Source organism: Pseudonocardia halophobica (genome assembly GCF_050948485.1).
In the GTDB taxonomy this organism is placed as follows: Bacteria; Actinomycetota; Actinomycetes; order Mycobacteriales; family Pseudonocardiaceae; genus Pseudonocardia; species Pseudonocardia halophobica.
This window is the reverse complement of record NZ_CP192046.1, coordinates 2,924,381-2,938,047: the sequence shown is the minus strand read 5'-3', so window position 1 is coordinate 2,938,047 and position 13,667 is coordinate 2,924,381. Positions and strand designations below refer to the sequence as shown.

The window sequence follows — 13,667 nt, the reverse complement described above, 5'->3', positions numbered from 1 at the left end:
AGACCCAGCAGGACGGCGGCGACCCCGTCAGGGCGACACAACCCAAGCTGATCCGTACAGCCGAACGGTTCGCGTTGCCACCGTCTCAGCCGTTCTGATGCCTGGCCCGGGACGGCTGCACCCGCATCGGCTCGTCCGGCATCTTCGGGTACTCGGGCGGGTACGGCATCTCCCCCAGCCCGTCCTGCTCGTACCACTCGAGGGCCTGCTCGCAGCCGCCCTGCTCGCGGTGCATGTCCGCGTGGGGGTCACCGTGCTCGGCGAGCAGCCCCGGCACGGTGCGCAGGGTGAAGTCCTCGGGCGCGACGTCCGGCAGGGACTCCCACGTGAGGGGCATGGAGACCGTGGCCCCCGGCAGCCCGCGCACCGACCAGGCCGACGCGATCGTCCGGTCCCGCGCCGCCTGGTTGAAGTCGAGGAACACCCGCTCGCCCCGCTCCTCCTTCCACCAGGCCACCGTCGCCTTGTCCGGGATCCGGTCGGCGACGCGGCGGGCGATCGAGATGACCGCGCGGCGCACCTGGATGAAGTCCCACTCGGGACGGATGGGCGCCGCCACGTGGATGCCCCTGCCGCCCGACGTCTTGGGCCACCCCGTGAGGCCGGCCTCGGCGAGCACCTCCCGCACCACGGCGGCCACGGCCACCGCATCGGCGAAGGTCGTGCCCGGCTGCGGGTCGAGGTCGATGCGCAGCTCGTCCGGATGGTCGGTGTCCGGGGCCCGCACCGGCCACGGGTGGAAGTCGAGGGTGCCCATGTTGGCGGCCCACGCGATCGCGGCGGGCTCCGACGGCGCGAACGTGTCCGCGGTGCGCCCGCTGGGGAAGGTGACGCGCGCGGTGCGCACCCACTCCGGCGCCCCCTTCGGCAGCCGCTTGGCGAAGAACGGCTCGCCCTCCACGCCGTCCGGATACCGCTTGAGGTTGGTCGGCCGGTCCCGCAGGACCGCGATCATCGGCTCGGAGACGGCGACGTAGTACTCCATCACCTCGCGCTTGGTGATCCCGAGCGCCGGGAAGATCACCTTGTCCGGGCTGGTCAGACGCACCTCGCGGGTGCCCTCCGGACCCGGGACCGGCACCAGCTCGACCGCCTTCGACGCCATGTCGCGCAACCTACCGGTGCCGGCCGACGAAATCCCGGATCGCGGCCGCGACCAGCGCCGGAGCGGTGGCGAGAGGCGACCGGCCCGCGCCGTGGGCCCGGACGTCGAGGCCCGCGACCGTCGTCCCCCGCAGCGCGGTGGTCATGGAACGGACCCTGCCACGGGGAGATCCGCACGACGAGCGGATTCCCGGCGCTACCCTCGGACCATGACCCCTCCGGAGCCGCGCCACCGGGAGCCCCACTGGGCGCGCCGGTTCGACGACGAGCTGGTCGGGCTGGACCCGGAGGACCCCGAGGCGCGCGCGTTCGCCCAGCACCTGGACCGGATGCAGCGCGACCGGCCGTCGTTCACCGTCGAGGGGTACCTGGACGGCGTGAAGGACTTCGCCGAGTCGGCGAACCGGGCCCAGGGCGGCCGGTACTGGGCGGCGGTGCTCGTCGTGGTGCTGCTGCTCGTCGGTGTGGTGTGGGTGGTCGGCAACGCGCTGGTCTTCGTGCTCGGCACCTGGTCGTAGCCCGAAACATCCCGGCCCCGCCGCGCGTTGCACCCGACGGCACCCCGTGCCGGGAAGGGTTAGCGTGACGACATGGGTCTGTTCAGCAAGGAGTCCGGGTCGCGGGAGACGGCGGAGAAGAGGGCGCAGGAGCCGGCTCCGACCGTCGTGAAGTCCGACGAGGAGTGGCGGGCCCAGCTCAGCCCCGCCGAATACCAGGTCCTGCGGCAGGCGGGCACCGAGCGGCCCTTCGTGGGTGAGTACACCGACACGAAGACGATCGGCGTGTACAGGTGCCGCGCCTGCGGCGCCGAGCTGTTCCGCAGCGAGACCAAGTTCGAGTCGCACTGCGGCTGGCCGTCCTTCTACAAGCCGGAGGACGCGGCCGTGATCGAGCGGGCGGACACCTCGCTCGGGATGCGCCGGGTCGAGGTGCTGTGCGCGGCCTGCCACAGCCACCTGGGCCACGTGTTCGAGGGCGAGGGCTACCCCACGCCCACGGACCTCCGCTACTGCATCAACTCGATCTCGATGACGCTGGAGCCCGCCGAGTAGGCGTCGGCGGACCCGCGGACACGGAAGGCCCCGCACCCTCGAGGTGCGGGGCCTTCCCCGTGTCCGGGTGTCCTCAGGGCAGGGTCGCGACCAGGTCGCCGACCTGCACCCGCGGGCCGGTGTAGAAGGGGATCTCCTCGCGGACGTGCCGGCGGGCCTCGGTACCGCGCAGGTGGCGCATGAGGTCGACGATCCGGTGCAGCTCGTCCGCCTCGAAGGCGAGGATCCACTCGTAGTCGCCGAGGGCGAAGGCGGGCACGGTGTTGGCCCGCACGTCCGGGTAGTCGCGCGCCTCCTTGCCGTGGTCGGCGAGCATCGTGCGGCGCTCGTCGTCCGGCAGCAGGTACCACTCGTAGCTGCGGACGAAGGGGTACACGCAGACGTACTTCTTGGGGTCCTCGCCGGCGAGGAAGGCCGGGATGTGGCTCTTGTTGAACTCGGCCGGGCGGTGCAGCGCGACCTGGCTCCAGACCGGGACCGACGCGCGGCCGAGGGAGGTCTCGCGGCGGAGGTCGGCGTACGCGGCCTGCAGCGCCTCGAGGTTCTCCGCGTGCCACCAGATCATGTAGTCCGCGTCCGCCCGCACGCCCGCGAGGTCGTAGACCCCGCGGACCACGACGCCCTTGCCCTCCAGGGCCTCCACGAACTCGGTGGCCTGGGTGGCCGCGCCGGAGCGCTCCTCGCCCAGCTTCCCGGGTTCCACCCGGAAGACCGACCACATGGTGTAGCGGATCGTCGCGTTCAGCTCGGCGTAGTCGAGGCGGGCCATGCCTCCATGCTGCCACGCGGGCCGGGGCTCCCGTTCGAGGTCCCCACCACTCCGGCCAGCCGTTCCGCGGCCGCCCGGGCGGTCCCGACACACGCCGGCACGCCGACTCCGTGCAGGGCCGCGCCGACGACCTCCAGGCCCCGGGCGCGGGCCACGGCGGCCTCGAGCGCGGCGACCCGGTCCAGGTGGCCGGGCGCGTACTGCGGCAGCCCGCCACCCCAGCGCTGGACGTGCACCGCGACCGGGTCGGCGGTGATCCCGTGCAGCGTCGCCAGGTCGGCGCGGGCGCGCGCGACCAGCTCCGCGTCGTCGACCTGGAGGGTGGCGGCCTCGCCGAAGCGCCCGAGGGAGACCCGGAGCCGGACCAGGCCGTCGGGCGAGACGTGCGCCCACTTGGCCGACGAGTGCGTGGCGGCCTTGATCGCCAGCGGCTCGTCCGCCGCGACCAGGACCCCCGACGTCTCCGGTCCCGTGATCCCGCGGAACGCGAGGGCGATCACGACGGACGACGCGAGCTCGATCCCCTCGACCGCGGCCGCCGCGTCCGGGACGGGCCCTGCGAGGAGCCTCCGCACGGCCGGGGCCGGGACGGCGAGGACCACCGCGTCGACGTCGAGGGCCTCGGGGGCGGTCGTGGGGCCCAGCACGAGTCGCCAGCCCGGCCCGCGGCGTTCCAGCTCCCGGACGGTGGTGCCCAGCCGCAGCTCGGCGCCCGAGGCCGCGGCCAGGGCGTCGAGCAGCACGCCGTAGCCCCCGCGGACGGCGCCGAACACGGGCCCACCCGCCTGCCCGGACACCCGCGGCCCGCCCGACTCCCGGTCGGCCGGCGGCGCGGGCGGGGCCGCCCGGGTCGCGGCCTCGGTGAGCGACGGGGCTCCGGCGTCGAGCGCGGCGGCGAGGGCGGGCACGGTGGCGCGCAGGCCCAACGCGTCGACCCGGCCGGCGTAGACACCGCCGAGCAGCGGGTCGGTGAGCCTCGCGGGGACCTCGGGGCCGAACCGCTCCCGCAGCAGGGCGCCCAGGGCGGCGTCCTGGCCGGGCTCCCAGTGCAGCGGCCGCTGCGGCTCCGCGGCCGCGGCGGCCAGCCCGGCCTCCGAGAGCACGCCGGCCAGCTGCGCCCCGGCCGTCGGGACGCCCATGAGGGTGCCGCCCGGCATGCCGACCGTGCGGCCGCCCGCGCGGATGGTGGGGCGGGCCCCGGTGGGGTGCACCGCCTCGCCGGCGAGCCCGAGCTCGGCCAGCAGCGCCGGGACCTCCGGGCGGCGGGCGAGGAACGCCTCGGCGCCGACGTCGAACGGGCGCCCCGCGAGGTCGACGGTCCGCAGCACGCCGCCGACCCGGTCCGACCGCTCGACCACGACGATCCGGGCCCCCGGACCGAGCAGGACGCGCAGCCGGTGGGCCGCGGCGAGGCCCGAGACCCCGGCCCCGACGACCGCGACCGACGGGGCGACCGTGGGGGCCACTAGAGCGAGTGCACCAGCTCGACGGTCCGGGTGATCATGTCCGGGTCGGTGCCCGGGAGCACCCCGTGGCCCAGGTTGAACACGTGCCCGGGCGCGCGGGCGCCCTCGGCGGCGATCCGCCGGACCTCCTCCGCGACGGAGGCGAAGTCCGCGAACAGCACCGCGGGGTCGAGGTTGCCCTGCACCGGCACCCGGCCGCCCGCCCGGCGGGCGGCGACGTCGAGCGGGGTGCGCCAGTCGACGCCGATGACGTCCGCGCCCGCCTCGGTCATCGCGCCCAGCAGCTCGGCCGTGCCGACGCCGAAGTGGAAGCGGGGTATCCCGGCCCCGGCGACCCGGGACAGCACGGCCGCCGAGTGCGGCAGCACGTAGCGCCGGTAGTCCCGCTCGGACAGCGCGCCCGCCCAGGAGTCGAACAGCTGCACGGCGTCGACGCCGGCGGCGATCTGCGCCTCCAGGAAGGTCGCGGTGATCTCGGCGAGGTGCGCCATCAGCGCGTGCCACACCTCCGGCGCGGCGTGCATCAGCGCCTTGGTGCGCTCGTGGTTGCGGCTCGGCCCGCCCTCCACGAGGTACGAGGCCAGGGTGAACGGGGCGCCGGCGAAGCCGATCAGCGGCGTCTCCCCCAGCTCGCGCAGGAGCAGCCCCACCGCGTCCGTGACCGGCTCGACCTGGCCGGGGTGCAGCGTGGGCAGCCCCGCGACGTCCGCGGCCGTGCGCACCGGCGACGCGACGACGGGCCCGGTGCCGGGCACGATGTCGACCGCGATCCCGGCCGCGTAGAGCGGGACGACGATGTCGGAGAACAGGATCGCCGCGTCCACGCCGTGGCGGCGGACCGGCTGCATCGTGATCTCGCAGGTGAGGTCCGGGGTCAGGCAGGCCTGCAGCATGCCCGTGTCCGCCCGCAGCGCCCGGTACTCCGGCAGCGAGCGCCCGGCCTGGCGCATGAACCAGACCGGCAGCCGCTCCGGGCGCTCGCCGCGCGCCGCGGCGAGGAACGCGGACTCGGGCAGCGACCGCCGGGTGGGCACGGTGGTGAGCGGGTTCATCACGCCCCATCGTCCCACGTCCGCCGCGCGCGGCGCAGATCGACCCGATCGGAGAGCGGCGCGCCTGTTTCCGCCGGTCCCGCCGCCGACCTACAGTCCCGCCCCGTGCCCGATCCCGCCGCCCCACCACCGCTGTTCCGCCGCGCGGTGGACACCCTCGCGGCCGTCCGGCCCCGGCCCGAGCTGGTGGTCCGCTCCCTCGAGGCGCCGCCGCGGCTGGCCCCCTACAGCTGGGCGACGAGCGTCGAGGCCGACATCGTCCACCGCGGCGACGGCACGGACGACCTGGACGAGCCCGACACGTCCGGGCGGCTGATCCTGCTGCACGACCCCGCCGGGCAGGCGGCCTGGGAGGGCGAGTTCCGGCTCGTCTGCTTCGTGCAGGCGCGGCTCGAGCGCGAGCAGCTGGGCGACGAGATGCTCCCCGTCGTCGCCTGGTCGTGGCTGACCGAGGCGCTGGCCGACCTCGGCGGCCGGCACACCGCGCTCGGCGGGACCGTGACACAGACCTCCTCGGTGCGCTTCGGCGACATCGCAGGACCCAAGCGGGACGACGACGTGGAGCTCCGCGCCTCCTGGACCCCACTCGAACCCGATGGGGACCTTGCGGCACACGCGGAGGCGTTCTGCACACTGGTGGCCACCGCCGCGGGACTTCCGCCGGTGGGAGTTCGGACGCTTGCGCGGCGAAGTGTGTGAGTGGGGAGCGAAGGTGCTGGTCACGGCGCGGGTACGGAGCGTTGATCACCCGACTGGGCGCATCACCGTCGACAAGGCTGTAACTTTCACCCGGAGAAGTTCGATCGGATACACGACGTTAGACCGCTTGGGGGGCTACAGTTCCTCCACGACACCTCCTCGGGCGGTCGGGCGCAACTCTCCGTCCCACCGGGGTCCCGGTGTTGGTCGGGGGGCAACGACCGACTCCAGGGAGGTAGTGACGTGGCCGTAGTAGGCCAGGGCACACCCTTGCGCGGCACTCCTGGTGCCGTGCTCCAGCCCGCGATGGTTCCCCATCCGCGGGAAGAGCAGTTCACCGTGCTGGTGGTCGACGACCACCCGCTGCTGCGGGAGGCCATCGCGGCCCGCCTGCGGTCCATGGGCGCCGGCACGGTGCACGAGGCGGCCTCGGTCGCCGAGGCACGTGCGCGGGCGCAGGCCAACGGGCCGTGCGACCTCGCGATCCTCGACCTCGGCCTGCCGGACGGCAGCGGCCTCGACCTCGTCACCGAGCTGCGCCAGCTCGGGTGGAACCGGCTGGTGGTGCTGGCCTCCTCGGACGACCCGTACGCCGTCCGTTCGGCCTTCCAGGCCGGGGCGCAGGCGTACCTGCTGAAGTCCGCCTCGCCCGCCGTCGTCACCGACGGTGTCAAGCGGGTGCTCGACGGCGGGGTCTACGCCGACCCGACGGTCGCGCCGCTGCTGGCGACGGGCACCCGGGTGCCGGGCACCGACAACACCCCGCGGGAGCTGTCGGCCCGCGAGGTCGAGGTGCTCCAGCTCGTGGCGGACGGGCAGTCGAACAAGGAGATCGGCGAGGCGCTGAGCCTGTCCGCGCTGACCGTCAAGAGCCACCTCTCGCGGATCGGGCGCAAGCTCGGCACTGGGGACCGGGCCCAGATGGTCGCGCTGGCAATGAGAGCCGGGGTCATCCGCTGACCGGAGACGACGCTCGCGGAGTCGACCATTGACTTCGCACGGCTCGGGGGGCGGGCCGGCGCCGCGGCACGCGGCGGCCGGCCCCTCCGCCGTGCCCGGGGGCACGTCGGGGGCCGCCTCGGACGGTGATGCCGAGGGCAACGCCCCCGTCCCCCTGCTGCGCCCCGCCGACGGGCTCCCCGAGGTCGTGCGGGACGCGGCGGCGCTGGCCGACACGGCGGCCGCCCTGGCCGCCGGCAGCGGCCCGATCGCCGTCGACGCCGAGCGGGCGTCCGGTTTCCGGTACTCGCAGCGCGCGTACCTGGTGCAGCTGCGGCGGGCGGGCTCCGGCACCGCCCTCGTCGACCCCGTCCCGCTCGGCGGCGACCTGACCGGCCTCGCGCCGGCCCTGGACGGCCCCGAGTGGGTGCTCCACGCCGCCTCGCAGGACCTGCCCTGCCTCGCCGAGGCGGGGCTGCACCCCGCGCGGCTGTTCGACACCGAGCTCGCGGGCCGGCTGGCGGGCCTGCCCCGCGTCGGGCTGGGCCCGCTCACCGAGCGGATGCTCGGGCTCACGCTGGAGAAGGGCCACGGGGCCGCGGACTGGTCCCGCCGCCCGCTCCCCGAGGACTGGCTCGTCTACGCCGCGCTCGACGTCGAGGTGCTCGTCGAGCTGCGGGACGCCCTGGCCGCCCTGCTCGAGGAGCACGGCAAGCTCGAGTGGGCGCTCGAGGAGTTCGAGGCGGTCCGCACGGCCGGGCCGCCGCCGCCGCGCGCCGACCCGTGGCGGCGCACCTCCGGGATCCACAAGGTGCGCAAGCCGCGGGCGCTCGCCGCAGTCCGGGCGCTGTGGGAGGCCCGGGACCGGCTGGCGGCCGAGCGGGACGTGGCGCCCGGCCGGGTGCTGCCGGACTCGGCGATCGTGGAGGCCGCCGTCGCCTCCCCCACCTCCCCGAAGGCGCTCTCGCAGCTGCCGGTGTTCCGCGGGCGCGCGCAGCGCAGGCTCGAGTCGTACTGGTTCGGGGCCCTGCGGTCCGCGCAGACCCTGCCCGACGCCGAGCTGCCCCGTCCCGCCGCGGCCACCGACGGTCCGCCCCCGGTGTCCCGCTGGGCAGACCGCGACCCGGCCGCCGCGGCCCGGCTCTCCGCCGCCCGCACGGGCCTGTCCGAGCTGTCGGAGCGCTGGTCGGTGCCGGTGGAGAACCTGCTGCAGCCGGACCTGCTCCGCCGGCTCTGCTGGACCCCGCCCACCGACGGCGACGTGCCCGCCTTCCTCGAGCGGGGCGGCGCGCGGAACTGGCAGATCGCGCTCACCGCCCCGGTGCTCGAGAAGGCTCTGTCGCCCCGTCAGGAGCCCTGAGAGGCTGTCGAGGCCCGCTTCAGAGCCCCACGCGCTCCCCGCGCTTCACCGCGCGGACGGTGCGGCGGACCGTGGTGACGCCCTTGCGCACCTTGCGCAGGCCGTCGACCTGGGTGGCCTTGTGCAGCTGGTAGCGCCAGGCCTCGGGGTGGTCGCCGCGGCGGTCGAGGAGGGTGTAGGCGAAGCGGACCGGGTCCTGGGTGTCCAGGTACCGGTCGACCTCCTCGAACCAGTGCATGTTGCGCAGGGCCTGTTCCTGCACCCGGCCGACCTCGGCGCGGCGCAGCGCGTCGTAGCCCGCGATCGCGCCCGGCAGGTCGTCGGCGAAGAGCTTCAGGGACTCGGCGAGCCGGACGGCGTCCTGCACGGCCAGCACGGTGCCCGAGCCGATGCCGAAGTGCGTGGTGTGCGCGGCGTCGCCCATCAGCACCACGTTGTCGCGCCGCCAGGTGGCGTTGCGCAGGTGCCGGAAGGTCAGCCACGGCGCGGCGGTGCCGGAGCTGCCCACGCGACCCGGCGGGCGCATCATCGGCTCGCCGCCGAGCGGCTCGGCGAAGATCTCGGCGACGCGCGCGACGCCCTCGTCGACGTCGGCGGCGTCCAGGCCGAGCCCGGTCCACGTCTCCGGGCCGCACTCGACGATGCAGGTGCTGGTCCCGCCGGTCGACGGGTAGGCGTAGAACCACAGCCAGCCCGCGTCCGTGCGCTCGAAGGCGAAGGTGAACCGCTCGAGGTACCGCGAGGTGCCGAGCCAGATGTACCGGTTGCGGCCGGTGGTCACCGCGGTGCCGAAGTCGTGCGCCCCGCGGACCCGGCTGCCCGCGCCGTCGGCGGCGATCACCAGGTGGGCCTCGGAGCCGAGGTCGGCCACCCGGTCCTCGGGCAGCTCGGTCTCCCAGCGGATCGTGACGCCGAGCTCCGCGGCCCGCGCGGCGAGGATCTCCAGCAGCGCGGCGCGGCCCATCGAGAAGCCGTACTTGCCGCCGATGTGCACGGGCGGCCGCCCGCCGATCCGGACGACCTGGTCGCCCCACAGGATCGCCGCGTCCCGGATGGCGCGGCCGCTCTCGGCGTCGTGCCGGTACAGGTCGTCGAGGAGGTCCTCGCCGAACGTGATCCCCCACCCGTGGGTGGCGCCGGGCGCGTTGCGCTCCAGCACCTCGACCTCGGCCGACGGATCGGCCAGCTTGGCCAGGATCGCCGAGTACAGGCCGGCGGGACCGCCGCCGACGCAGAGCACCTTCATCTCGTGCCTCCCCCTCGTCCACCGGAGTCCAACACGTCGCGGGTTAACGCCGGGCGTCCGGGGCGCGAACGTAGCAAGGCACTCGTTCGGACGATGCGCGGGACCTCCGTGACCCGCCCGAGACGGCCGGACCTGTGCGTTCCGCGACGGACGGGCTGGTCTACGGTCGATCGTGTCGCACGCGGCCCTCCGGTCGTTGGACGCAGTGTCGCGGTCGGACACACATCAGGGGGACTCAGCTTGTTCGCACGAACGGTCGCCGTGGTCGGGACCGGCTATGTCGGTCTGACCACCGGAGCCTGCCTCGCCTCGCTCGGCCACCGCGTGGTGTGCGCCGACATCGACGAGACGAAGGTGGCCGCGCTGTCCCGCGGGGAGATCGCGATCCGCGAGCCCGGGCTGGCGGAGCTCGTCGCCGAGGGCCTGGCCGCGGGCCGGCTCTCGTTCGTCGTCGGCGCGGCCGAGGCGCTCAAGGAGCTGGAGTCCGAGGGCCGCCCGGTCGAGGTGATGTTCCTCTGCGTGCCGACCCCGATGGGCGTCGGCGGCGTGGCGGACCTGGCGGCGGTCGAGGCCGTCGTCGAGGAGGTCCGCGAGGCCATGCCGCCGGGCTGCGTGGTCGTCAACAAGTCGACGGTGCCGGTGGGCACGGCGGACCGGACCAGCGAGCTCCTCGCCCGGGACGACGTCGAGGTCGCCAGCAACCCCGAGTTCCTGCGCGAGGGCTCGGCGGTGCACGACTTCCTGCACCCCGACCGGATCGTCGTGGGCTCGAACTCGTCGCAGGACGCCGCCGAGCGCGTCGCGGCCCTGTACGCCCGCCTCGGTGCGCCCACCGTCCTCACGGACGCGGCCAGCGCCGAGATGATCAAGTACGCGGCGAACTGCTTCCTCGCCATGAAGCTGTCCTACGTCAACGCGCTGGCGGAGCTGTGCGAGCGGGTCGACGCGGACGTCGCCGACGTGACCGAGGGCATGGGCTACGACCGCCGGATCGGCCAGGCCTTCCTGTCCCCCGGCCCGGGCTGGGGCGGTTCCTGCCTGCCCAAGGACACCCATGCCCTGCTCCAGGTCGCCGACTCGGCCGACTTCGAGTTCCGGCTGCTCCGGGCGAGCATCGACACCAACACCCGCCAGTTCCAGCGCATGGTCGACAAGGTCCGGGTGGCCGTCACCGGGCGCCGCGGCGGGCCGCTGACCAAGACCCGGCTGGCGCTGTTCGGGCTGACCTTCAAGGCCGGCACGGACGACCTGCGGGACTCCCCCGCCCTCGGCGTGGCCGCGCTGCTGCGCCAGGCCGGTGCCGAGCTCGTGGCCTACGACCCGGGCGTCCCGGTGGGCTCCGCCGCGGCCGGCACGCTCGACCCGCGCACGCTCACCCTCGTCGACGACCCGTACGAGGCCGCGGCGGGCGCCGAGGCGATCGTCGTGCTGACCGAGTGGCCCGAGTTCCGCTCGCTGGACTGGACCCGGCTGGCCGGGACGGTCGCCGCGCGCACCGTCGTCGACACCCGCAACCTGCTCGACCCGGCCGTCGTGCGCCGGGCGGGCTTCGCCTGGTCGGGCATCGGCCGGCAGGCGCGGGAGAACCCGAACGCCCGCCTGGGCCCCCGGTGAGCCGTCCGGCCACCGAACCGGCCCCGACGGGGCTCCGCGGCCGGATCCACGGGATCCGCCGGGAGCTCGCCGTCCCGCTGTACCGCAACACCTACGCCCTGATGCTCAACACGGCGGTCAACTCCGTCTTCGGGCTGCTCTACTGGGTCGTCGCGGCCCGCACCTACCCGGACGTCGAGGTGGGCCGCGGCAACGCGCTGACCTCGCTGATGCTGCTGGTGTCGGTGCTGACCCAGCTGAACTTCGGCCAGGCGCTCATCCGGTTCCTGCCCAGGGCGGGCACCGCGTCGGGGCGACTGATCCTGCGGTCCTACTTCGTCTCGTCCGGGCTGGGGATCCTCGGCGCGAGCGGGGTGGCGGTGTACTGCCACGTGTTCCGCGACGAGGGCGACCCGCTCCACATGTCCTGGCCCTTCGGGCTGTGGTTCGTCGCCTCGGTCGTGATCTGGTCGCTGTTCAACCTGCAGGACGCGGCGCTGACCGGCCTGCGCGAGTCCCTGTGGATCCCGCTGGAGAACGGGATCTACGGGATCGTCAAGCTGATCCTGCTGGTCGCCGTGGCGCAGACCGCGGTGAGCGACGGCGTGTTCACCTCGTGGACGCTGCCGGTGGTCGCGCTGATCGTCCCGGTGACGCTGCTGCTCTTCCGGAGGCTGCTGCCCCGGCACGTGGCCGCCACCCGGGCCGACCAGGAGCCGGTGGACCGCCGGACGCTCGCCCGGTACATGGCGGGCGACTACGCCGGCCAGGTCTTCAACCAGATGTCGTCGACCTTCCTGCCGGTCCTCATCGTGGGGCTGATGGGGCCCGAGGAGGGCGCGTACTTCCTCCCGGCGCAGACGGTGTTCACGGCGATGAACCTGCTGACGATGGGCATCACGTCGTCGCTGGTCGCCGAGGCGGCCCGGGACCCCGCGCACGCCCATCGCTACGCCCGCGCGGTGCTGCGCCGCATCGCGCTCACCGTGCTGCCCGCGTCGCTGGTGATCGCCCTGGTGGCGCCCTGGCTGTTGCAGCTCTACGGCACGCAGTACCGGGAGAACGCCACGTTCCTGCTGCAGCTGCTGATGATCTCGGTGTTCCCGCGCGTGGTCGTGTCGCTGTACATGACCATGACGCGCCTGGAGAACCGGACGGCCCCGCTCGCCTGGATCCAGCTCGTGCAGTCGGTGCTGCTGATCGGCGGCGTGGCCGTGCTGCACGGCCCGCTCGGGCTGGACTCCGTGGGCTGGGTGACGCTCGTGATCGAGATCGTGCTCGCCCTCGCCGTCGGACCGGTGGTGGTCCGGTGGCTGCGCGGGCAGCGGGACCCGCGCAGCCTGCCGGAACCGACCCGGTCCTGACTCAGTTCTTCGCGACGAACCGCTCGGGGACCGGGGTGCCGTGGCGCCACATGTCCCCGAGCGCGCGGTCGAATTCCCGCGGCTGCAGGCGCACCAGCCCGCCGCCCGGGTTGTGGGTGATCTCGCCGAAATAGATCTTGCCGTCGACGTTGTAGAGATCGATCCGGGCGAATGCGAATTCGGCACTCAGTGCCTTCGCGACGTCGAGCATCTCCGCGTAGTTCGCCGGCTGCACGGGGGGCTTCTCGGCGAAAGCGAAGCGGCCACTGATGTCGTATTGCCGCCACTCCGGCGTCAGCATGGTCGAGGTGTGCCCGGTGAACCGGTCCTGGTCGACCACGACCATGCCCGGCACACCCCCGAACATGAAGAACTTGTAGTCCGTCGGAGCGTCTCCCGTGGGGGTGCCGATGAACTGTTCGACGACCGCGCGAGGCTTGAGTCCGCGGTAGGGCGTCTCGCGCCAGGCCGCCTTGTAGAAGTCCGTGCCGAGCCAGCGCCGGACCGTCTCGCGGATGGCGGCGCGGTCGGCCGCGGCCAGGTCCGGGACCAGCACGGTCATGTCACAGCCGTGCGTCCCCTTGATCACGCACGGGCCGGGGATCGCGTCGAAGTCGAGATCCGCCGCATTGTCGACGACCTGGTACAGCGGAATGAGGTAATCCTCGCCTACCTTCTCCGCGACGTACTCGCGGACCGCGTATTTGTCCGACGTCTGGTGGACCACCGGGTCCTGCTCGCGCAGGTTCTTCGCGGCGAGCAGCTGGGACCAGGTCACGGGGTTGCGGAGCGTGGTCAGCTCGCCCTGGAAGAGGGCGTGCTTGGCGATGGCGAAGGGCCGGTCGGGAAGGAAACGCAGCCGGCGGGCGAGGAGAACCCGCGCATCGAACGTCATCTGCCAGACGATAGCGGAGCGCCGTGGACGTCCCGCCGTCACGTCCGGGAAACACAAAGCGTGACGGGCTACCCGTAATCACTCTCCTGCACACGTCCCGAAAGAGTGAATGGGGTCGCGGGAGCACC

14 protein-coding genes are annotated in these 13,667 nt (G+C 74.0%); 7 read left to right on the top strand and 7 right to left on the bottom strand.

The window, feature by feature from the left end; translation table 11 throughout:
- Positions 1 to 85: 85 nt before the first annotated feature.
- Together ligD and ACQP04_RS14170 are read right to left on the bottom strand one after the other, a co-directional pair.
- Positions 86 to 1,105: a non-homologous end-joining DNA ligase gene (gene ligD / locus ACQP04_RS14175; protein WP_433507499.1), complete on the bottom strand. Its 1,020-nt coding sequence runs from the start codon at positions 1,103 to 1,105 to the stop codon at positions 86 to 88.
- Positions 1,106 to 1,115: 10 nt separating this feature from the next.
- Complete coding sequence (locus tag ACQP04_RS14170) at positions 1,116 to 1,250, bottom strand: hypothetical protein (RefSeq protein ID WP_433507498.1); 135 nt, start codon at positions 1,248 to 1,250, stop codon at positions 1,116 to 1,118.
- Between the two features lie 63 nt (positions 1,251 to 1,313).
- Between ACQP04_RS14170 and ACQP04_RS14165 the strand changes: the two genes are divergently transcribed.
- Positions 1,314 to 1,622, top strand: coding sequence for a hypothetical protein (locus tag ACQP04_RS14165; protein ID WP_433507497.1), 309 nt, complete (start codon positions 1,314 to 1,316; stop codon positions 1,620 to 1,622).
- Between the two features lie 72 nt (positions 1,623 to 1,694).
- Positions 1,695 to 2,156 (top strand): peptide-methionine (R)-S-oxide reductase MsrB, encoded by a 462-nt coding sequence (msrB, locus tag ACQP04_RS14160; RefSeq protein WP_433507496.1) that lies wholly within the window; start codon positions 1,695 to 1,697, stop codon positions 2,154 to 2,156.
- A 73-nt stretch (positions 2,157 to 2,229) separates the two neighbouring features.
- Here msrB and hemQ read toward each other — a convergent pair whose 3' ends face one another.
- Genes hemQ through hemE form a run of 3 tightly spaced genes read right to left on the bottom strand, consistent with a single transcriptional unit; the run spans position 2,230 to position 5,443 of the window.
- Entirely contained in the window at positions 2,230 to 2,925 is a 696-nt protein-coding gene (hemQ, locus tag ACQP04_RS14155) for a hydrogen peroxide-dependent heme synthase (RefSeq protein ID WP_433507495.1), read from the bottom strand.
- On the bottom strand, positions 2,898 to 4,391 hold the full coding sequence (gene hemG, locus ACQP04_RS14150) for a protoporphyrinogen oxidase (RefSeq protein ID WP_433507494.1): 1,494 nt from the start codon (positions 4,389 to 4,391) through the stop codon (positions 2,898 to 2,900). The genes hemQ and hemG overlap by 28 nt, the downstream gene beginning before the upstream one ends.
- Entirely contained in the window at positions 4,391 to 5,443 is a 1,053-nt protein-coding gene (gene hemE, locus ACQP04_RS14145) for a uroporphyrinogen decarboxylase (RefSeq protein ID WP_433507493.1), read from the bottom strand. The genes hemG and hemE overlap by 1 nt, the downstream gene beginning before the upstream one ends.
- Positions 5,444 to 5,548: 105 nt before the next feature.
- Between hemE and ACQP04_RS14140 the strand changes: the two genes are divergently transcribed.
- From ACQP04_RS14140 to ACQP04_RS14130, 3 genes are all read left to right on the top strand, one after another.
- Positions 5,549 to 6,142 carry a DUF3000 domain-containing protein gene (locus ACQP04_RS14140; RefSeq protein ID WP_433507492.1) on the top strand — a complete coding sequence of 198 codons (594 nt, stop codon included), beginning with the start codon at positions 5,549 to 5,551 and terminating at the stop codon, positions 6,140 to 6,142.
- A gap of 306 nt (positions 6,143 to 6,448) precedes the next feature.
- The gene (locus ACQP04_RS14135) at positions 6,449 to 7,102 is read left to right on the top strand and encodes a response regulator (protein WP_156067259.1); all 654 of its coding nucleotides are present in this window, start codon (positions 6,449 to 6,451) and stop codon (positions 7,100 to 7,102) included.
- A gap of 91 nt (positions 7,103 to 7,193) precedes the next feature.
- On the top strand, positions 7,194 to 8,441 hold the full coding sequence (locus ACQP04_RS14130) for an HRDC domain-containing protein (protein WP_433507491.1): 1,248 nt from the start codon (positions 7,194 to 7,196) through the stop codon (positions 8,439 to 8,441).
- A gap of 19 nt (positions 8,442 to 8,460) precedes the next feature.
- On the opposite strand, the gene ACQP04_RS14125 is transcribed toward ACQP04_RS14130, so the two are convergent.
- Positions 8,461 to 9,687: an FAD-dependent monooxygenase gene (locus ACQP04_RS14125; protein ID WP_433507490.1), complete on the bottom strand. Its 1,227-nt coding sequence runs from the start codon at positions 9,685 to 9,687 to the stop codon at positions 8,461 to 8,463.
- Between the two features lie 240 nt (positions 9,688 to 9,927).
- On the opposite strand from ACQP04_RS14125, the gene ACQP04_RS14120 reads away from it, so the two are divergent.
- Positions 9,928 to 11,301, top strand: coding sequence for a UDP-glucose dehydrogenase family protein (locus ACQP04_RS14120; protein ID WP_433507489.1), 1,374 nt, complete (start codon positions 9,928 to 9,930; stop codon positions 11,299 to 11,301).
- Positions 11,298 to 12,644 (top strand): lipopolysaccharide biosynthesis protein, encoded by a 1,347-nt coding sequence (locus tag ACQP04_RS14115; protein ID WP_433507488.1) that lies wholly within the window; start codon positions 11,298 to 11,300, stop codon positions 12,642 to 12,644. The genes ACQP04_RS14120 and ACQP04_RS14115 overlap by 4 nt, the downstream gene beginning before the upstream one ends.
- A 1-nt stretch (position 12,645) precedes the next feature.
- Here the strand turns inward: ACQP04_RS14115 and ACQP04_RS14110 are convergent, their stop codons facing one another.
- Positions 12,646 to 13,581 (bottom strand): ATP-grasp fold amidoligase family protein, encoded by a 936-nt coding sequence (locus ACQP04_RS14110; RefSeq protein WP_433507487.1) that lies wholly within the window; start codon positions 13,579 to 13,581, stop codon positions 12,646 to 12,648.
- Positions 13,582 to 13,667 lie beyond the last annotated feature (86 nt).